Annotated in this window: 19 protein-coding genes; 17 read left to right on the forward strand and 2 right to left on the reverse strand. The window is 73.7% G+C overall.

Features of this window, described 5'->3' with window-relative positions; translation table 11 throughout:
* From AC1DQC_RS17030 to AC1DQC_RS17110, 17 genes are all read left to right on the forward strand, one after another.
* Positions 1–236 (forward strand): TilS substrate-binding domain-containing protein (locus tag AC1DQC_RS17030; RefSeq protein ID WP_477052420.1); only part of this gene is annotated, 236 nt, incomplete at its 5' end.
* Between the two features lie 12 nt (positions 237–248).
* Entirely contained in the window at positions 249–803 is a 555-nt protein-coding gene (gene hpt / locus AC1DQC_RS17035; protein ID WP_477052421.1) for a hypoxanthine phosphoribosyltransferase, read from the forward strand.
* Positions 804–912: 109 nt separating this feature from the next.
* Positions 913–2,940, forward strand: coding sequence for an ATP-dependent zinc metalloprotease FtsH (gene ftsH, locus AC1DQC_RS17040; RefSeq protein WP_477052422.1), 2,028 nt, complete (start codon positions 913–915; stop codon positions 2,938–2,940).
* A 2-nt stretch (positions 2,941–2,942) separates the two neighbouring features.
* The gene (gene folE / locus AC1DQC_RS17045; protein ID WP_477052423.1) at positions 2,943–3,554 is read left to right on the forward strand and encodes a GTP cyclohydrolase I FolE; all 612 of its coding nucleotides are present in this window, start codon (positions 2,943–2,945) and stop codon (positions 3,552–3,554) included.
* Positions 3,555–3,661: 107 nt separating this feature from the next.
* Complete coding sequence (gene folP / locus AC1DQC_RS17050) at positions 3,662–4,537, forward strand: dihydropteroate synthase (protein ID WP_477052453.1); 876 nt, start codon at positions 3,662–3,664, stop codon at positions 4,535–4,537.
* Entirely contained in the window at positions 4,534–5,781 is a 1,248-nt protein-coding gene (gene folK, locus AC1DQC_RS17055) for a 2-amino-4-hydroxy-6-hydroxymethyldihydropteridine diphosphokinase (protein ID WP_477052424.1), read from the forward strand. Before folP ends, folK begins: the two co-directional genes overlap by 4 nt.
* Entirely contained in the window at positions 5,781–6,272 is a 492-nt protein-coding gene (locus tag AC1DQC_RS17060; protein WP_477052425.1) for a DUF3180 domain-containing protein, read from the forward strand. The genes folK and AC1DQC_RS17060 overlap by 1 nt, the downstream gene beginning before the upstream one ends.
* A gap of 20 nt (positions 6,273–6,292) precedes the next feature.
* A complete protein-coding gene (locus AC1DQC_RS17065) occupies positions 6,293–6,802 on the forward strand; it encodes a PH domain-containing protein (RefSeq protein ID WP_477052426.1) in 510 nt (169 codons plus the stop codon).
* Complete coding sequence (locus tag AC1DQC_RS17070) at positions 6,799–8,280, forward strand: PH domain-containing protein (RefSeq protein ID WP_477052427.1); 1,482 nt, start codon at positions 6,799–6,801, stop codon at positions 8,278–8,280. The genes AC1DQC_RS17065 and AC1DQC_RS17070 overlap by 4 nt, the downstream gene beginning before the upstream one ends.
* Positions 8,277–9,254, forward strand: a complete 978-nt coding sequence (locus tag AC1DQC_RS17075; protein ID WP_477052428.1) for a Rossmann-like and DUF2520 domain-containing protein — start codon at positions 8,277–8,279, stop codon at positions 9,252–9,254. Before AC1DQC_RS17070 ends, AC1DQC_RS17075 begins: the two co-directional genes overlap by 4 nt.
* The gene (gene panC / locus AC1DQC_RS17080) at positions 9,251–10,156 is read left to right on the forward strand and encodes a pantoate--beta-alanine ligase (protein WP_477052429.1); all 906 of its coding nucleotides are present in this window, start codon (positions 9,251–9,253) and stop codon (positions 10,154–10,156) included. Before AC1DQC_RS17075 ends, panC begins: the two co-directional genes overlap by 4 nt.
* Positions 10,153–10,590, forward strand: coding sequence for an aspartate 1-decarboxylase (panD, locus tag AC1DQC_RS17085; RefSeq protein ID WP_477052430.1), 438 nt, complete (start codon positions 10,153–10,155; stop codon positions 10,588–10,590). Before panC ends, panD begins: the two co-directional genes overlap by 4 nt.
* Entirely contained in the window at positions 10,587–12,314 is a 1,728-nt protein-coding gene (locus tag AC1DQC_RS17090) for an L-aspartate oxidase (protein ID WP_477052431.1), read from the forward strand. The genes panD and AC1DQC_RS17090 overlap by 4 nt, the downstream gene beginning before the upstream one ends.
* Positions 12,315–12,343: 29 nt before the next feature.
* Positions 12,344–13,261, forward strand: coding sequence for a carboxylating nicotinate-nucleotide diphosphorylase (gene nadC / locus AC1DQC_RS17095; protein WP_477052432.1), 918 nt, complete (start codon positions 12,344–12,346; stop codon positions 13,259–13,261).
* A gap of 9 nt (positions 13,262–13,270) precedes the next feature.
* Entirely contained in the window at positions 13,271–14,791 is a 1,521-nt protein-coding gene (gene lysS, locus AC1DQC_RS17100; protein ID WP_477052433.1) for a lysine--tRNA ligase, read from the forward strand.
* Entirely contained in the window at positions 14,788–14,976 is a 189-nt protein-coding gene (locus tag AC1DQC_RS17105; RefSeq protein WP_477052434.1) for a hypothetical protein, read from the forward strand. Before lysS ends, AC1DQC_RS17105 begins: the two co-directional genes overlap by 4 nt.
* A gap of 66 nt (positions 14,977–15,042) precedes the next feature.
* Positions 15,043–15,375: a histone-like nucleoid-structuring protein Lsr2 gene (locus AC1DQC_RS17110; protein ID WP_477052435.1), complete on the forward strand. Its 333-nt coding sequence runs from the start codon at positions 15,043–15,045 to the stop codon at positions 15,373–15,375.
* A gap of 72 nt (positions 15,376–15,447) precedes the next feature.
* On the opposite strand, the gene xylB is transcribed toward AC1DQC_RS17110, so the two are convergent.
* Positions 15,448–16,851 (reverse strand): xylulokinase, encoded by a 1,404-nt coding sequence (xylB, locus tag AC1DQC_RS17115; RefSeq protein WP_477052436.1) that lies wholly within the window; start codon positions 16,849–16,851, stop codon positions 15,448–15,450.
* Positions 16,852–16,999: 148 nt separating this feature from the next.
* On the reverse strand, positions 17,000–18,187 hold the full coding sequence (gene xylA, locus AC1DQC_RS17120; RefSeq protein ID WP_477052437.1) for a xylose isomerase: 1,188 nt from the start codon (positions 18,185–18,187) through the stop codon (positions 17,000–17,002).
* Positions 18,188–18,219: the final 32 nt, after the last annotated feature.

An 18,219-nucleotide genomic window follows, 5' to 3' on the forward strand; every position in this document is an offset into this window, starting at 1 on the left:
CCCCGGCCGCCCTGCGCACCCGGGCGCTGCGKGCCGCGGCGATCGCCGCGGGCAGCCCCGCGGGCGCCCTGCACCGCGTGCACGTCYAGGCGGTCGACGCCCTGGTCACGGCGTGGCACGGGCAGGGAGCGGTGGCGCTGCCGGGCGGGGTCGCGGCCCGCCGGGCGTGTGGCAGGCTTGCTCTGGGCCCGGACCCTGCGTCGTCGCAGGAGCGCCCGGGGACGGCTGGATCTTAAGGAGCAACTTCGGTGGACCCTGCGGACATGGGCGACGACCTCGAGCGGGTCCTCCTCACCGAGGAGCAGCTGCACCAGCGGCTCGACGAGATCGCGGCGCAGATCGACGCCGACTACGCGGGCAAGGACCTGCTGCTGGTCGGCGTTCTCAAGGGCGCCGTCATGGTCATGGCGGACCTGGCCCGGCGCCTGCACCACTCGGTGCAGATGGACTGGATGGCGGTCTCGTCGTACGGGTCGGGCACCAAGTCGTCGGGCGTCGTCCGGATCCTCAAGGACCTCGACGCCGACCTCACGGGCCGGCACGTGCTCATCGTCGAGGACATCATCGACTCGGGGCTGACACTGTCCTGGCTGCTGTCCAACCTGCGCTCGCGCGGGCCGGCCACCGTCGAGATCGCGACGATGCTCCGCAAGCCGGAGGCGTCCAAGGTCGACGTCGACGTCCGCTACGTGGGCTTCGACATCCCGAACGAGTTCGTCGTCGGCTACGGCCTCGACTACGCGGAGAGGTACCGCAACCTGCCGTTCGTCGGCACCCTCGCCCCCCACGTCTACGGCGCGTGAGAACGAGTGCGCCCTCGGTGAACACGGTCAGGATCCCTCAGGAACTCCGTGTAACTTCGAGGCCACCAGTCCCGCGAGCGGAGGTTGAGGGGCCCTGCCCCGATCGCCCATGAACGTCAAGCGACTAGCCCGAGGCCCCATCCTGTGGGTCGTCATCGCCGTGATCCTGCTGTACATCGGCGCCTCCACGCTCGCCTCCCCGCGCATCAGCAAGATCGACACGTCCGACGGCATGACGCTGCTCTCGGACGGCAAGGTCGACCAGGCGAAGATCACCGAGGGCGTCCAGCGCGTCGACCTCACGCTGAAGGCGGACTTCGAGAAGGACGACAAGAACCTGGGCAAGCTGGTCCAGTTCAACTACGTCGTCCCGCAGGGCGAGTCGGTCGTGAACGCGATCGCCGACGCGGACCTCGACAAGGGCTACACCTCCGTCGTGCCGCAGACGTCGTGGTGGAGCAGCCTGCTCGGGCTCGTGCTGCCGTTCGTGATCATCCTGGGCATCTTCTGGTTCCTCATGTCCAACATGCAGGGCGGCGGCTCGCGCGTGATGAGCTTCGGCAAGTCGAAGGCGAAGCTGGTCAACAAGGAGTCCCCGCAGGTCACGTTCGCGGACGTGGCGGGTGTCGACGAGGCGGTCGAGGAGCTCCAGGAGATCAAGGAGTTCCTCGCGGAGCCGGCCAAGTTCCAGGCCGTCGGCGCCAAGATCCCCAAGGGCGTGCTGCTGTACGGCCCTCCGGGTACCGGCAAGACGCTGCTCGCCCGCGCGGTCGCCGGCGAGGCGAGCGTGCCGTTCTACTCGATCTCCGGCTCGGACTTCGTCGAGATGTTCGTCGGCGTCGGCGCCAGCCGCGTCCGTGACCTGTTCAACCAGGCCAAGGAGAACGCCCCGGCGATCATCTTCATCGACGAGATCGACGCCGTCGGACGCCACCGCGGCGCCGGCATGGGCGGCGGGCACGACGAGCGCGAGCAGACCCTCAACCAGATGCTGGTCGAGATGGACGGCTTCGACGCCAACGCGAACGTCATCCTCATCGCGGCGACCAACCGCCCCGACATCCTCGACCCCGCGCTCCTGCGTCCGGGCCGGTTCGACCGCCAGGTGGCCGTGGACCCGCCGGACCTCAAGGGCCGCGAGCGGATCCTCAAGGTGCACTCGCAGGGCAAGCCGATGGCGCCGCACGTCGACCTCAACGTCGTCGCGCGCCGCACGCCCGGCTTCACCGGTGCGGACCTGGCCAACGTGCTCAACGAGGCCGCGCTGCTCACCGCGCGCACCGGCCAGGCGACCATCACGGACCACACGCTGGACGAGGCCATCGACCGCGTGATCGCCGGGCCGCAGAAGCGCACGCGGATCATGAACGCCAAGGAGATCAAGATCACCGCGTACCACGAGGGCGGTCACGCGCTGGTCGCGGCGGCGCTCCGGTACACCGACCCGGTCACCAAGGTGACGATCCTGCCGCGTGGTCGGGCGCTGGGCTACACGATGGTCATGCCCACCGAGGACAAGTACTCGACCACCCGCAACGAGCTGCTGGACACGCTGTCGTACGCCATGGGCGGGCGCGTGGCCGAGGAGCTCGTGTTCCACGACCCGACGACGGGCGCCAGCAACGACATCGAGAAGGCGTCGTCCACGGCCCGCAAGATGGTCACGCAGTTCGGCATGAGCGCCCGGCTCGGCGCGATCCAGCTCGGCCAGGCCTCCGGCGAGGTCTTCATGGGCCGCGACATGGGCCACGGCCGTGACTACTCCGAGGACATCGCGGCGTCGATCGACCTCGAGGTCCGCTCGCTCATCGAGCGCGCGCACGACGAGGCCTGGGAGATCCTGGTCGAGTACCGCGACGTGCTCGACAACCTGGTGCTCGAGCTCCTCGAGAAGGAGACGCTCAACCAGGAGCAGCTCGCCAAGATCTTCGAGCCGATCACCAAGCGGCCGCCGCGCCAGGTCTGGCTCTCGAGCGAGCAGCGCGCGGTCTCGGACCGCCCGCCGGTCATGACCCCCGCGGAGAAGGCGGCCCAGAACGGCCACCCGATCATCCCCGAGGACGAGGCGGCCGAGGCGTTCGGGTTCCCGAAGGAGCGGATCGTCGAGGTCCCGCCGTCGCAGACCCCGGACGCCTGAGGATGGTCGACGCGATCGGGCCGGTGACCTCTCCCGGCACGGCCATCGGTGAGTACGACCAGGACCGCGTCGAGGCGGCCATCCGCGAGCTGTTGATCGCGGTGGGCGAGGACCCCGACCGCGAGGGCCTGCGCGAGACGCCGGCGCGGGTGGCGCGGTCGTACCGCGAGATCTTCGCGGGCCTCTACCAGGAGCCCGGCGACGTGCTGACCACCACCTTCGACCTCGGTCACGAGGAGATGGTGCTGGTCAAGGACATCGAGGTGTACTCCACGTGCGAGCACCACCTGGTGCCGTTCCACGGCGTCGCGCACGTCGGCTACATCCCCGGCGTGGACGGCCGCATCACGGGCCTGAGCAAGCTGGCCCGGCTGGTCGACGTGTTCGCGCGCCGACCGCAGGTGCAGGAGCGCCTCACGTCGCAGATCGCCGACGCCCTGGTCGCGGACCTCCAGCCTCGCGGCGTCATCGTCGTGGTGGAGTGCGAGCACCTGTGCATGTCGATGCGCGGGGTCCGCAAGCCGGGCTCCCGCACGGTGACCTCCGCCGTCCGCGGGCAGATGCGGGACGTCGCCACCCGGGCCGAGGCCATGAGCCTCGTCCTCGGCCGCTGACGCGTCCGCCGGCACACCCTAGGCTCGGCACCGTGACAGGCCCCGGCCCCTCCGCCCGCCCGGCACCGCTGCCGGCGGGGTTGCACCAGCTGCGACGCACGCTCGTCATGGGCGTCGTCAACGTCACGCCCGACTCGTTCTCCGACGGCGGCCGCTGGTTCACGCCCGGCGCGGCGGTGGCGCACGGCCTCGAGCTGCTCGACCAGGGTGCGGACCTGCTCGACGTCGGGGGCGAGTCGACGCGCCCCGGCGCCCGGCGGGTCGCGGTCGACGACGAGCTGGCCCGGGTGCTGCCGGTGATCGAGCAGCTGGTCGCGCGCGGGGCGACGGTCAGCGTCGACACCACCCGCGCGGTCGTCGCGCGGCGGGCCGTGGCGCGAGGTGCGGCGATCATCAACGACGTCTCGGGCGGCCTGGCCGACGACGCGATGTACGAGGCCGTCGCGCAGACCGGTGCGGTCTACGTGGCCATGCACTGGCGGGGGCACGCCGACGTCATGGACGACCTCGACGACTACGACGACGTGGTGACCGACGTGCGGCGCGAGCTGGGCGCGCGCGTCGCGGCGCTGCGGGCGGCGGGCGTGCGCGACGAGCAGGTGGTGCTCGACCCGGGCCTGGGCTTCGCCAAGTCGGGCGCCAGCAACTGGCCGCTGCTCGCGCGGCTCCCCGAGCTGGTGGCGGACGGCTTCCCCGTGCTGGTGGGCGCGAGCCGCAAGCGGTTCCTCGGCCACCTGCTGGCGGGGCCGGACGGTGCGCCCGCGCCCCCGCTCGCACGGGACCGCGCCACGGCCGCGGTCTCGGCGCTGGCCGCGGCCGCGGGTGCGTGGTGCGTGCGGGTGCACGAGGTGCCCGGCTCCGTCGACGCCGTGCGGGTGGCCGCGGCGTGGGAGGGTGCGCACGTGCGCGGTGCCCAGGAGGACCTGGTCGAGGACGAGCTGGCTGTGGACGAGGACGCGAGAACCGGAGGGAGCACGCGGTGACGACGAACGACGAGAGCGGGCCGGACGCGCTGGACGCCGGCGGCCGCCGGCTCGACCAGATCAGGCTGACGGGCATCACCGCGATGGGCTACCACGGGGTGTTCGAGCACGAGCGCCGGGAGGGCCAGACGTTCGTCGCGGACGTCGTCGTCCACCTGGACACCCGCCGGGCCGCCGCGCGCGACGACCTCGCGCACACCCTGAACTACGGCGTGCTGGCCGAGCAGGTGGCGGCCGTGCTGTCGGGGGAGCCGGTCGACCTCATCGAGACCGTGGCCGAGCGGATCGCCGCCACGGTGCTGGCCTCGGGCATCGTGCAGGCGGTCGACGTGGCCGTGCACAAGCCGAACGCGCCCATCCAGGTCCCCTTCGGCGACGTGGTGGTCGCCATCCACCGCGACCGGTCCAAGCTGCCCGCCGCGGAGCCGTACCTGCCGCGCCCGGTGACGGAACCGACCTCGCGGCCCGTGCCCACCGCGACGGCGACGTTCCCGGTGACGCCGGCGCCCGGCGGCGCGGTCGTGGCGGCCGCCGCCGTCGCGCCCGCGCCGGGAGCGCTGTCGGTGGGCGGTCCGGACGCCTCGTCGGCGGAGCTCGAGCCGTTCGTCCCCGAGGAGCAGGTGGTGACCGGCGAGGTGGTGGTCGACGTGCTGGACCGCGTCCCGGACCAGCCCGTCGACGTCGTGCTCGCGCTCGGCGCCAACCTGGGTCCCGCGCAGGAGACGCTGCGCCAGGCGGTCAGCGACCTGGCCGGGACCCCGGGGATCGAGGTCGCCGAGGTGTCCCCGCTGGCCCGGACCGCGGCGGTCGGCGGCCCGGAGCAGTCCCCGGACTACCTCAACGCCGTCGTCCTCGCGTCCACCACGCTGTCGGCGCGGGACCTGCTGCGGGCCACGCAGGCCATCGAGCAGGCCCACGGCCGGGAGCGGCAGGAGCACTGGGGCCCGCGCACCCTGGACATCGACATCGTGCTCTACGGCTCGGTGCTCGCGGTGACCGACGACCTCGAGCTCCCGCACCCGCGGGCCCACGAGCGCGCGTTCGTGCTGCAGCCGTGGGCGCAGGTGGACCCGCACGCGGTGCTGCCCGGGCTCGGCGGGGGACCCGTCGGCGCCCTGGCCGCGACCGCGCCGGACCGCGAGGGCGTGCGATGGCTCGCGCTCGACTGGTTGACCGCGCCCATCCCGGCGGGCAACGACACCGGCGCGGTCCAGACCGGACGTCCGGGGGCGCTGGACGCGTGATGCACCGCACCCGCTGGCAGACGCTGCTGCTGGTCGCCGCCGCCGGCGCCGCGGTCACGTGGATCGTGCTGCGTGCCGTGGCCGGTCGCGGCGGCCTGCTGCCGTCCGTCCCGTGGCTCGTGGTCGTGGTCGAGCTGCTCATCGCCGCGGTGGTGTTCTCGATGGGCTGGGCGGTGCGGCAGTTCCTGCACGGCAAGCGGCCCACGCTCGACCCGATCCGGGCGGCCCGCACGGCGGTGCTGGCGAAGGCGTCGTGCTACACGGGGGCGCTCCTGGCCGGGTGGTACGGGGGCCAGGTGCTCGCGCTGGTCAGCGACCTGGACGTGCCGGGCAACGGGGGACGGGCCGCCGCGGCGGGCGTGGCGGCGGCCGGTGCCGTGGTGCTCGCGGTGGTGGGTCTGGTGGTGGAGTGGTTCTGCCGCGTGCCGCCGCCCGAGGAGGGTGCCGACGCCGCGACCGAGCGGCCCGCACCCGACCCCAGCGCGCCGTGAGCGGGTGGAAGGATGACCCCATGACCTCCGACGCCGTCCCCGGCACGCGCGAGCCGTTCGACCCCGCCGACGTCACCTGGACGCCGGTGTCGCGGCGGCTCGTGGGCGCGCGGCTCACGGTGACCGCGATCGTGCTGACGCCCGTCCTGGTCGCGTTCGTGCTGCTCGCGGTCCTCGTCGGCGAGGCGTGGCTGTGGGTGTTCCCCGTGGCGGTGGCGCTGCTCGCGCTGTGGATCGTGTGGCTGGTGCCGCGCCAGGTGCGGGCGATGGCCTACGCCGAGCGCGCGGACGACCTGCTGGTGCGGCGCGGCATCATGTTCCGCTCGCTGGTGGTCGTGCCGTACGGCCGGATGCAGTACGTCGACGTCAACGCCGGACCGCTCGCGCGGCGGTTCCAGATCGCCTCGGTCCAGCTGCACACCGCGTCCCCGGCGACGAGCGCGTCGATCGACGGCCTGCCCCCGAACGAGGCCGCGCGCCTGCGCGACCGGATGGCGTCGCGGGGCGAGGCACGACTGGCGGGGCTGTGACCAGCGCACCCGACCTCGAGGCCCGCCGCGACGAGGACGTCACCGGCTGGCGCCGGATGCACCCGGTCACCCCGGCGCTCAAGGGCTGGAAGGTGCTCGTCGCGGTCCTGGCCATCGGCTGGTTCCAGATCGGCGAGAACCTCAAGCAGGCGATCGACCTCATGCACGGCACGGCGTTCCTCGCGCTGATCGGGTCCATCCTGCTGGTCGCCCTGATCGGGTTCGCCTACTCGGCGGTCGCGTGGCGCGTGACACGGTTCGCGGTCACCGACGAGGCCGTGCACCTGCGCACCGGCATCGTCTTCCGCCAGCAGCGGCAGGCGCGGCTCGACCGGCTGCAGGCCGTCGACGTCGTGCAGCCGCTGCTCGCCCGGCTCGTCGGCCTGGCGGAGCTGAAGCTCGAGGTGGCCGGCGGCAGCGGCTCGGCGGTGTCGCTCGCGTTCTTGCGGGAGGCCGAGGCGGAGGCGCTGCGCGCGGAGCTGCTGGCGCTGGCGGCCGGGCTGCGGCGACCCACGGCGACCGTTGCCGACGATGACGCCCCCACTCCTGCGGCGCCGCCCGCCTTCGAGGTCGCCCCCGAACGGCAGGTGTACGAGCTGCCCATGGGCCGGCTCGTCGCCGCCACGCTGCGCTCGGGCGTGGTGCCCGTGCTGCTGCTGCTCGTCGCCGGCGCGATCACGCTGGGCATCGTGTCGCGGGACATCAGCGCGGCGTTCGTGCTGATCGCGCCCCTGTTCGGTGGCATCACCTTCGTCTGGAGCCGGATCAACCAGGGCGCCAACTTCCGCGCGGCCATCTCGCCCGACGGCATCCGGCTGCGGCACGGCCTGACCGAGGCGCGCACGCAGACGGTGCCGCCGGGCCGCGTGCAGGCCATCCGGCTGCGGCAGGGGCCGCTCTGGCGGGGACCCGACTGGTGGCGCGTGGAGATCAACGTCGCGGGCTACGGCCAGGGGGACCAGCAGCAGCGGGACACCGTGCTGCACCCGGTGGCCACGCGCGGCGACGCCATGACCGCGCTCTGGCTCGTGCTGCCCGACCTGGGGGTCGACGACCCCGCGGGCCTGATCGACGCCGCGCTGTCGGGCAAGGACGCCGACGGCGGCTTCACCGCGGCGCCCCGCCGGGCGCGGTGGGTCGACCCCGTCGGCTGGCGTCGGCACGGCGTCAAGGTCACCGAGCGGGCGCTCGTGACCCGGTCGGGGCGGATCTGGCGCAACGTCGACGTCGTGCCGCACGAGCGCACGCAGTCCTTGGGGCTCGCGCAGGGCCCCGTGCAGCGCCGGCTCGGCCTCGCGTCGTTCGTGCTGCACTCGACGCCCGGACCCGTGGCCCCGCGGGTGGAGCACCTCGACGCCGGCGTCGCGGCCGCGCTCCTCGACGAGCAGGCGGAGCGGGCCCGGAACGCCCGCGCCACGGCGACGCCCGAGCAGTGGATGCGGGCCGTGGGCGCCCCGGCGGCGCAGGAGCCCTCGTGACCCCACCGGACCCGGCCACGCGCCCGGGCCGGCTGGGCGTCGGCGTGGTCGGCACGGGCCGGGTCGGGGCGGTGCTGGGCAGCGCGCTGCGCGCGGCGGGTCACCCGGTGGTCGCCGTCTCCGCCATCTCGGAGGCGTCCCGGGAGCGCGCGGCGGCACTGCTGCCGGGGGTGCCCGTGCTGGACATCCCCGAGGTCGTCCGGCGCGCCGAGCTCGTGCTCCTCACGGTTCCCGACGACGCCCTGGCGGACCTGGTCCGCGGGCTCGCGGACGTGGGCGCCTGGCAGGTCGGCCAGATCGTCGTGCACACGTCGGGACGGTTCGGCGTGGACGTGCTCGGCCCCGCGCGGGCGGCCGGCGTGATCCCGCTCGCCCTGCACCCGGCCATGACGTTCACGGGCACGTCGCTCGACCTGTCGCGCCTGGTCGGATGCTCGTTCGCGGTCACCGCGCCCGCGCCCGTGCTCCCCATCGGCCAAGCGCTGGTGGTCGAGGTCGGCGGCGAGCCGGTCGTGCTGGCGGAGGAGGCGCGCGGGCTCTACCACGCGGCCCTGGCGCACGGCGCGAACCACCTCGTCGTGCTCGTCGCGCAGGCGGCGCAGGCGCTCGCGGCGGCCGGCGTCGCGGAGCCCGGTCGCATGCTCGCCCCGCTGCTCGAGGCCGCGCTGGACGGCGCGCTGCGCGCGGAGTCCGCCGGGGGCGGCGGCGCGATCACGGCGCTCACGGGTCCCGTGCGCCGCGGGGACGCCGGCACGGTGCGCGAGCACGGTGTGGCCCTCACCACGTTCGCCGCCGCCACGGGCGCGGTCGACGTCGTCGCGGGATACCGTGCCCTGGCGCGCTCGGCGACGGGGCGCGCGCTGGCAGCGGGGCTCATCGGCCCGGCCGCGGCACAGGAGCTGCTCGACGGCATCAACGAGGACGCCGGGACGTTGCAGGTGGACGACGGGCCGGACCCGCAGGAGGACGCATGACCACGCAGACGACCACGCCGACGCTCGTGCACACGCGCGGCGCGCTCGCCGCGGCGCTCGCGGTGCAGGACGTGCAGGCGGTGCCGCGCACCGAGGGGCACGCCGGGACCGCGCACACCGCACGCCCGTACCGGCGGGCGGTCGTCATGACCATGGGCGCCCTGCACGCCGGGCACCTGTCGCTCGTCGCCCGGGCCCGCGAGCTCGCCGATGCGGTCGTCGTGACCATCTTCGTCAACCCGCTCCAGTTCGCCCCGACCGAGGACCTCGCGACCTACCCACGCGACCTCGAGCGCGACCTCGCGCTGCTGTCCGGCCCGGGCCTGCTCGGTCCCGACGACATCGTCTTCGCGCCGGGCCCCGAGGTCGTCTACCCGGACGGTGACCCGATCGTGCGCGTGAGCGCGGGGGCGATCGGCGACGTGCTGGAAGGCGCCAGCAGGCCCGGCCACCTCGACGGCGTGCTCACGGTCGTGCTCAAGCTCCTCCACCTCACGCGGCCCGAGGTGGCCCTGTTCGGCGCGAAGGACGCGCAGCAGCTGGCCGCGGTGCGCCGGATGGTCCGCGACCTCGACGTGCCCGTGACGGTGGTCGGTGCGCCGATCGTGCGCGACGACGACGGCATCGCGCTGTCCAGCCGCAACGCGTACCTGAGCGACGACGAGCGCCGGCGCGCGCTCGGGCTGTCGCGCGCGGTGCGGGCCACGGGGACCGCCGACGAGATCCGGACCGCGGCCCGGCGCGAGCTGGCGGACGTCGACGTCGACTACGTCGCGCTCGTCGACCCGGAGACGTTCGCGGAGGTGCCGGCGGGCTTCGTCGGCGAGGCCCTGCTCCTCGTCGCGGCGACCGTCGGGACGACGCGGCTCATCGACAACGCGAGGGTGGAGGTGGGCGCGTGAGCACGCTGACCCGCACGATGATGACGGGCAAGATCCACCGCGCGACGGTGACGCAGGCGGACCTGCACTACGTCGGGTCGGTCACGGTCGACCTCGACCTGCTGGAGGCCGCGGACATCCTGCCCGGGCAGCAGGTGGACGTCGTCGACGTGACCAACGGCGCCCGGCTGACCACCTACGCCATCCCCGGCGAGCGCGGCGAGGGCCAGGTCTGCATCAACGGCGCGGCCGCCCACCTGGTGCACCCGGGGGACGTCGTCATCCTCATCGCGTACGGGCAGCTGGCCGACGCCGAGGCCCGCGCCTACGAGCCGCGGGTCGTGCTGGTCGACGCCGACAACCGCGTGGCCGACCTGGGCGACGACCCCGGGCAGGTGCCCGACGGCTGGGACCTGGAGCCGAGCGGCATCCCCTTCGCGACGGCCCGTCGGTGACGGCGGTCGCGCACGCCCCGGCGGGCGTCGTCACCCGCCTGGCCACGCGCCTCGCCGCGCCCGAGCCGGGCTGGATCGTCGAGGCCGACGCCGTGGTCGTCGGGTCCGGCATCGCCGGTCTGACCGCCGCCCTCGAGCTGCGCACCCGCGTGCCCCGCGTGCTGCTGGTCACCAAGGACACGCTGGCGTCCGGGTCGACCGTCTGGGCGCAGGGCGGCATCGCCGCGGCGCTGGACCCGTCCGACTCGCCCGCGGCGCACCTGCAGGACACGCTCGTGGCGGGTGCCGGCCTCTGCGACCCGCGCGCGGTCGAGGTGCTGGTCACCGAGGGTCCGGCGCGGGTGCGCGAGCTCGTGGCCCGCGGTGCGGTGTTCGACACGGGTCCCGACGGGTCCATCTCGCTGACCCGTGAGGGCGGGCACCACGCGGACCGCATCGTGCACGCGGGCGGCGACGCCACCGGCGCGGAGGTCTCCCGCGCGCTCGTCGCGCAGATCGAGGCGGTCCGCGACGACCCGGGCATCGAGGTCATCGAGCACGCCCTGGTCCTCGACGTCCTGACGGGCCCGCCGGGTCCCGACGGGCGCCCCGGCCGGGCGTGCGGCGTGACGCTGCACGTGATCGGCGAGGGGCAGCGCGACGGCGTCGGCGCCGCGCTGGGCCGGGCGGTCGTGCTGGCCACGGGCGGCATCGGCCAGGTGTTCCGGTCGTCGACCAACCCCGCGCAGGCGACCGGCGACGGGATCGCGGCCGCCCTGCGCGCGGGCGCCCGGCTGGGCGACGTCGAGTTCGTGCAGTTCCACCCGACGGTGCTGTGGCTGGGCGCGGGCGTGAAGGGCCAGCTGACGCTGGTGTCCGAGGCGGTGCGCGGCGAGGGCGCCCTGCTCCTCGACACGGACGGCGTGCGGTTCATGCCGGACGTGCACCCGATGGCGGAGCTGGCGCCGCGGGACGTCGTCGCGCACGCGATCGTGCGCCGCATGGCCGAGACCGGGTCGGACCACGTCTGGCTGGATGCGCGGCACCTGGGCGCCGACTTCCTGCGCAAGCGGTTCCCGACCATCAACGAGCGGCTGCTCGAGCACGGCATCGACTTCACCACCGACCTGGTCCCCGTCGCTCCCGCGCAGCACTACCACTCGGGCGGCGTCGCGACGGACCTGGTCGGGCGCACCAGCCTGGCCGGCCTGTACGCGGTCGGCGAGGTGGCCTGCACGGGGGTGCACGGCGCCAACCGGCTCGCGTCGAACTCGCTGCTCGAGGGGCTGGTCTTCGCCACGCGGGCGGCCCGGCACATCGCCGCGCAGGTGACCGCCGGCGCCCTCACGCCGCTCGCGCCCGAGGTCCGCCCTGGCGACGAGGCCCTGGTCGCCGCCGCGTCCCGCGCGCGCGTGCAGCGGATCGCGTCGGAGGGTCCGGGCCCCCTGCGCTCGGGCGACGGGCTGCGTCGCGCGGCCACGGCGCTGGCTGCGGTCCCCACCGACGCCCACCTGCGCACGGACGACGGCCGTCGGCTGGCCGCGCCGCAGGTGGCGGAGTGGGAGACCACCAACGTGCACCAGGTGGCCACGGTGCTGACCGCCGCTGCGCTCGAGCGCGAGGAGAGCCGCGGCGGCCACGCCCGCAGCGACTTCCCGCGGACCGAGCCGTCGTGGCGGGTGCGCCTGGAGCTGTCGCTCGACGCCGACGGCACGCTCGTCAGCCGCCGTGCCGCGCTGTCCTGACGCGCCGCCGCCGCAGGTAGCGTGACGCCGTGACCCTGCACCCCCTCGCCAGCCCGTCCGGCCTCGACCCCGCGTGGCTCGCGCGCACGGTGGCGACGGCCCTCGACGAGGACCTCGGTCCGGCGCCGGGGCGGGACGTCACCACGCAGTCGACGATCCCGGCGTCCGCGGTGGGCGCGGCGGACCTGGTCGCGCGGCAGGACGGGGTCGTCGCCGGCCTCGTCGTCGTCCCGGAGGTGGTCGGCCAGGTCGCCGCGCGGCTCGGGCTGCCGGTGCCGACCGTCGACCAGCGCGTGCCGGACGGCTCGCGGGTCGCCCGCAGCGACGTCCTGGCCGTGCTGACCGGACCCGTGCAGGTGCTGCTCGTCGCCGAGCGCACGCTGCTCAACCTCGCCTCGCGGGCGTCGGGCGTCGCCACCCACACGCGGCGTTGGGCCGACGCCCTCGACGGCACGGGCGCGACGGTGCTGGACACCCGCAAGACGACCCCGGGCCTGCGCGCGCTCGAGAAGTACGCCGTGCGGTGCGGCGGCGGCACCAACAAGCGCATGGGCCTGTACGACGTCGCGATGGTGAAGGACAACCACGTGGTGGCGGCGGGCTCGGTGCGGGCGGCGGTCGAGGCCGTCCGGGCGCGGTACCCCGACGTCACCATCCAGGTCGAGGCGGACACCCTGGACCAGGCGCTCGAGGCGGTCGCGGCGGGCGCGCGGTTCCTCCTGCTCGACAACATGCCGACGCCGCTGCTGGCCCAGGTGGTCGCGGCCGTGCGGGCCGTCGACGCCGGCGTGGAGCTCGAGGCCACCGGCAACCTGACCCTCGACCGCGCCCGTGAGGTCGCGTCCACGGGCGTCGACTACCTGTCGGTGGGCGGCCTCACGCACTCGTCGCCGATCCTCGACCTGGCTCTCGACCTCGAGCCCGAGCACACAGGGACCCGCCGGTAAGATCGTCCGGTGAGCGAGACCCCCCAGAGCCCTGCCGTAGCCGACGACGCCCCCGAGCAGATCCGGGTGCGCCGCGAGAAGCGGGAGCGGCTGCTGGCCGCCGGGGTCGAGGCGTACCCGGTCGGCGTCCCGCGCACCCACACGATCGCGCAGGTCCGCGCGGAGCACGCCGACCTCGAGGCCGGGCAGGAGACGGACGACAAGGTCGGTGTTGCGGGTCGTGTGGTCTTCATCCGGATCGGCGGCAAGCTCTGCTTCGCCACGCTGCAGGACGGCGAGGGCAACCGGCTGCAGGCGATGTTCAGCCTCGACGCCGTGGGAGCCGAGCGGCTCGCGGCCTTCAAGACGGACGTCGACCTCGGCGACCACCTGTTCGTGCACGGCCGGGTGATCAGCTCGCGCCGCGGGGAGCTCTCGGTGCTCGCCGACGAGTGGCGCATCGCCGCCAAGTCCCTGCGTCCGCTGCCCAACCTCTTCGACGGCGCCGAGCTGTCCGAGGAGGCGCGGGTGCGGCAGCGGTACGTCGACCTCATCGTGCGCCCGGCTGCGCGCGAGACGGCCCGGCAGCGCCCGGCGCTCCTGCGGTCGCTGCGGGACAACTTCCACCGCCGCGACTTCATCGAGATCGAGACGCCCATGCTGCAGACGCAGCCCGGCGGCGCCGCGGCCCGGCCGTTCGTCACGCACATGAACGCCTTCGACATCGACCTGTACATGCGGATCGCCCCGGAGCTGTTCCTCAAGCGCGCCCTGGTGGGCGGCATCGAGCGCGTCTTCGAGATCAACCGCAACTTCCGCAACGAGGGCGCCGACTCCACGCACTCGCCGGAGTTCGCGATGCTCGAGGCGTACGAGTCCTACGGCGACTACGACACGATGGCCGCGCTGACCCGGGACCTCGTGCAGACGGCCGCCAAGGACGTGCTGGGCACCACGGTCGTCGTGCTGCCGGACGGCGAGGAGTACGACCTCGGCGGCGACTGGGCCGAGCTGACCATGTACGGGTCCCTGTCGGAGTCGCTGGGCGAGCAGATCACGCCCGAGACGTCGCTGGACGAGCTCACCAAGCTGGCCGCGCGGCTCGAGGTCGAGTACGACCCGAAGCGCGTGAGCCACGGAAAGCTGGTCGAGCTGTTGTGGGAGCACCGCATCGGGGACCAGTTGTTCGAGCCGACATTCGTGCGGGATTTCCCGGTGGAGACCAGCCCTCTGGTGCGCGACCACCGAACCATCGCCGGCGTCGTGGAGAAGTGGGACCTCTATGTGCGCGGCTTCGAGCTGGCGACGGGCTATTCCGAGCTCGTCGACCCGGTGATCCAGCGGAAGCGCTTCGAGGCGCAGGCGTTGCTGGCGGCCGCGGGCGACGACGAGGCGATGCGCGTCGATGAGGACTTTCTCACGGCCGTCGAGTACGCGTTGCCGCCGGCGGGCGGCATCGGTCTCGGCATCGACCGACTTCTCATGGCGCTCACCGGTCTGGGAATCCGCGAGACCATCTTGTTCCCGCTCGTGAAGCCGCTGAACTCATGAACCCCCTGTTCACGGCGCTGGCGGCCCTCCTTCCTTCCATCGGCGTCGGCCTGTTGTTCTGGTTCGCCATCCGCGCGCTGGTCAATGCCGACCGCACGGAACGGCAGGCAATGGCCAGAATGGACGCGGCGGAACGCGCTGCAGAAGCCCGCACTATTCCCGAGGAATCCACGCCTTCAGATTGACGGCCTATTGCGCCGGTGCGATAGTGAACGCGACAACATTCGTTCATCTGCCGTACGGAGCGAGCAATGGCACAGAAGGTCCAGGTTCTGCTGGTCGACGACATCGACGGCGGAACTGCAGACGAGACCGTGACTTTCGGGCTCGACGGCGTCAGTTATGAGATCGACCTGACGTCCGCGCACGCGGGCGAGCTGCGCGATGCATTCGCCCAGTGGGTCGGCCACGCCCGCAAGGTCGGCGGACGCACCACGGCGAAGTCGGCGGCCCCCCGCGGTCGGCGGTCGTCGTCGGGCGACGCGCAGGCGATCCGCGAGTGGGCCAAGGAGCACGGGCACCACGTGTCCGAGCGCGGGCGCATCTCGGCCGAGGTCAAGTCCGCGTACGACGCGGCGCACTGACCCGCACCAAGCACACCCCAGAACGCGACGAGAGCCCGGCACCCCCGTGCCGGGCTCTCGTCATGTCCAGGTTCAGGCGGGGCGCACCCCGGTGAGCTCCCGGACCGCCGCGTACTGCTCGCGCACCAGCGGCACCGGGTCACCGGTGAACACGCTCGCCTCGCCGGCCGCGCTCCACGACGGCGGGGTCGCCGACCCGGAGAGCACCCAGGTTGCCTGCCGGGCCGCGCCGTCGGCGACGTACTCGCCGGGCGTCGGGACGCGGACGTCGAGGCCGAGCACGGACGGCGCGATCGCCCGCACCGCGGCCGACTGCGCGCCGCCCCCGATGAGGAAGAGCCGCTCGACGGCGACGCCCTGGGCGCGCAGCGCGTCGATTCCGTCGGCGAGCGCGCACAGCATGCCCTCGACCGCCGCTCGGGCAAGGTGGGCCGGCGTGGTGTTGGCCAGCCGCAAGCCGTGCAGGGCCCCCGTGGCATCGGGCTTGTTGGGGGTGCGCTCGCCCTCGAGGTAGGGCACGAGGACCAGGCCGTCGGCGCCCGCGGGGGCGGACAGGGCCAGCGCCGAGAGGCCGGCGTGGTCGACGCTGAGCATCCGCGCGGCCGCGTCCAGCACGCGCGAGGCGTTCAAGGTGCACGCGAGCGGCAGGAACGCGCCCGTGGCGTCGGCGAAGCCCGTCACCAGCCCCGAGCCGTCCGCCGTGGCGGTGGACGCGATGGCGGAGACGACGCCGGACGTCCCGATGGACACCGCCACGTCGCCCGGCTGCAGGTCGAGCGCGAGCGCGGCGGCGGCGTTGTCGCCGGCGCCCGGGCCGAGCACCGCGCCCGAGCCGGTGGTCAGCCCGGCCTCGGACGGGCCGAGCACCCGGGGGACCAGCGCGTCGTGGCCCAGCGCCAGCCGCAGGAGGTCGGGGCGGTAGTCGTCCGTGGCGGGGGACCAGTAGCCCGTGCCGGAGGCGTCCGACCGGTCGGTGCGCAGGTCGTCGAGGCTCGTCGCGCCGGCCAGCTTCCACGTGAGCCAGTCGTGGGGGAGGGCAACCGCCGCCACCCGCGCCGCGTTCTCGGGCTCGGCGTCGCGCAGCCAGCGCAGCTTGGTCACCGTCAGGGAGGCGACCGGCACGCTGCCGATGGCGTCGGCCCACGCCTGCGGCCCGCCCAGCTCCTCGATGAGGTCGAGCGCGGCCGGCGCCGAGCGCGTGTCGTTCCACAGCAGCGCGTCACGCACCACCTCGCCGCGGGAGTCGAGGGCGACCATGCCGTGCTGCTGCCCGCCGACGGAGATCGCCGCCACGTCGTCGAGGCCGCCCGCGCTGACGATCGCGCTCTGCAGCGCGTCCCACCAGTACCAGGGCGCGACCTCGGTGCCGTCGGGGTGCGACGCCCGCCCGGAGCGCACGAGCGCCCCGGTGTCGGCATCGCGCACGACGACCTTGCAGGACTGCGTGGACGAGTCGATACCGGCCACGAGAGCCATGAGCTACCTCCGGTGAGAGCCCGCAACGTCCGCACTCGTGCGGGTCAGGACCCGACGGAGTGCGGACGCAACGGGGTGGATAGGGGCAACGTCCGCACTCGTGCGGGTCAGGACCCTCTCGAGTGCGGACGTTGCGGTGGGGCGAGGGTCAGCGGGCGCCGAGGGCGTGCTCGAGCGCGAGCTGGTTGAGGCGGACGAAGCCGAAGCCGCGCTCGGCGACCGCGTCGACGTCGAGGTCCTCGTAGGCGGAGCGGTCGTTCAGCAGGTCGGCCAGGGTCTCGCCCTCGGCCAGCGTCGGCTGCGAGAGCTCCAGCACGCCGGACTCCTCGAACGCCGCCTGGACCTCGGGGTCGGCACGGAACGCCTGCGAGCGCTCCTTGAGCAGCAGGTACGTCGCCATGTTGGCCGCCGCGGAGTCCCACACGCCCTGGAAGTCCTCGGTGCGCGACGGCTTGTAGTCGAAGTGCCGCGGGCCGTCGTAGGTCGGGCCGCCCGACGGGAAGCCGTTCTCGAGCAGGTCGACCGTGGCGAACGCGGAGAACAGGTCGCCGTGGCCGAACACCAGGTCCTGGTCATACTTGATGGACTTCTGGCCGTTGAGGTCGATGTGGAAGAGCTTGCCGGCCCACAGCGCGAGGGCGATGCCCTGCGTGTAGTTGAGGCCCGCCATCTGCTCGTGCCCGACCTCGGGGTTGAGGCCGACGATGTCGGAGTTCTCCAGGCGGTCGATCAGCGCGATCGCGTGACCGATGGTCGGGAGCAGGATGTCGCCGCGGGGCTCGTTGGGCTTGGGCTCGAGCGCGATGCGCAGCTTGTAGCCCTTCTCCTTGATGTAGGAGGCGACGGTGTCGATGCCCTCGGCGTAGCGGTCGTGCGCGGCGTTGAGATCCTTGGCGGAGTCGTACTCGGCACCCTCGCGGCCACCCCACATGACGAACGTGTCCGCGCCCAGCTCGGCGGCCAGGTCGACGTTGCGGACCACCTTGCGCAGGCCGTAGCGACGGACGCGGCGGTCGTTCGACGTGAACGCGCCGTCCTTGAAGATCGGGTGGCTGAACGTGTTGGTGGTGACCATCTCGACGGTGATGCCCGTCTCGTCCAGGGCGCCCTTGAAGCGGGACAGGATCTTGTCGCGCTCGGCGTCGTCGGAGCCGAACGGGACGACGTCGTCGTCGTGGAACGTCACGTGCGCCGCGCCGAGCTCGGCGAGCTTGTGGACCGACTCGACCGGGTCGAGCCACGGGCGAGAGGCCGAGCCGAACTGGTCCTGGGCGTTCCAGCCGACCGTCCAGAGGCCGAACGAGAACTTGTCTGCACGGGTGGGCTGCGCTGCCATCACGCGTCTCCTCATCGAGATGAAACCGGATT

Source organism: Cellulomonas sp. P4_H12 (assembly GCF_056400905.1).

Excerpts from the sequence above, each read along its gene's own strand:
- AC1DQC_RS17060 (WP_477052425.1), top strand. The coding sequence starts at position 5,781 with ATGCACCGCACCCGCTGGCAGACGCTGCTGCTGGTCGCCGCCGCCGGC.
- AC1DQC_RS17065 (WP_477052426.1), top strand. The coding sequence starts at position 6,293 with ATGACCTCCGACGCCGTCCCCGGCACGCGCGAGCCGTTCGACCCCGCC.
- AC1DQC_RS17105 (WP_477052434.1), top strand. The coding sequence starts at position 14,788 with ATGAACCCCCTGTTCACGGCGCTGGCGGCCCTCCTTCCTTCCATCGGC.
- folE (WP_477052423.1), top strand. The coding sequence starts at position 2,943 with ATGGTCGACGCGATCGGGCCGGTGACCTCTCCCGGCACGGCCATCGGT.
- panC (WP_477052429.1), top strand. The coding sequence starts at position 9,251 with ATGACCACGCAGACGACCACGCCGACGCTCGTGCACACGCGCGGCGCG.
- xylB (WP_477052436.1), bottom strand. The coding sequence starts at position 16,851 with ATGGCTCTCGTGGCCGGTATCGACTCGTCCACGCAGTCCTGCAAGGTC.
- AC1DQC_RS17110 (WP_477052435.1), top strand. The coding sequence starts at position 15,043 with ATGGCACAGAAGGTCCAGGTTCTGCTGGTCGACGACATCGACGGCGGA.
- folP (WP_477052453.1), top strand. The coding sequence starts at position 3,662 with ATGGGCGTCGTCAACGTCACGCCCGACTCGTTCTCCGACGGCGGCCGC.
- ftsH (WP_477052422.1), top strand. The coding sequence starts at position 913 with ATGAACGTCAAGCGACTAGCCCGAGGCCCCATCCTGTGGGTCGTCATC.
- xylA (WP_477052437.1), bottom strand. The coding sequence starts at position 18,187 with ATGGCAGCGCAGCCCACCCGTGCAGACAAGTTCTCGTTCGGCCTCTGG.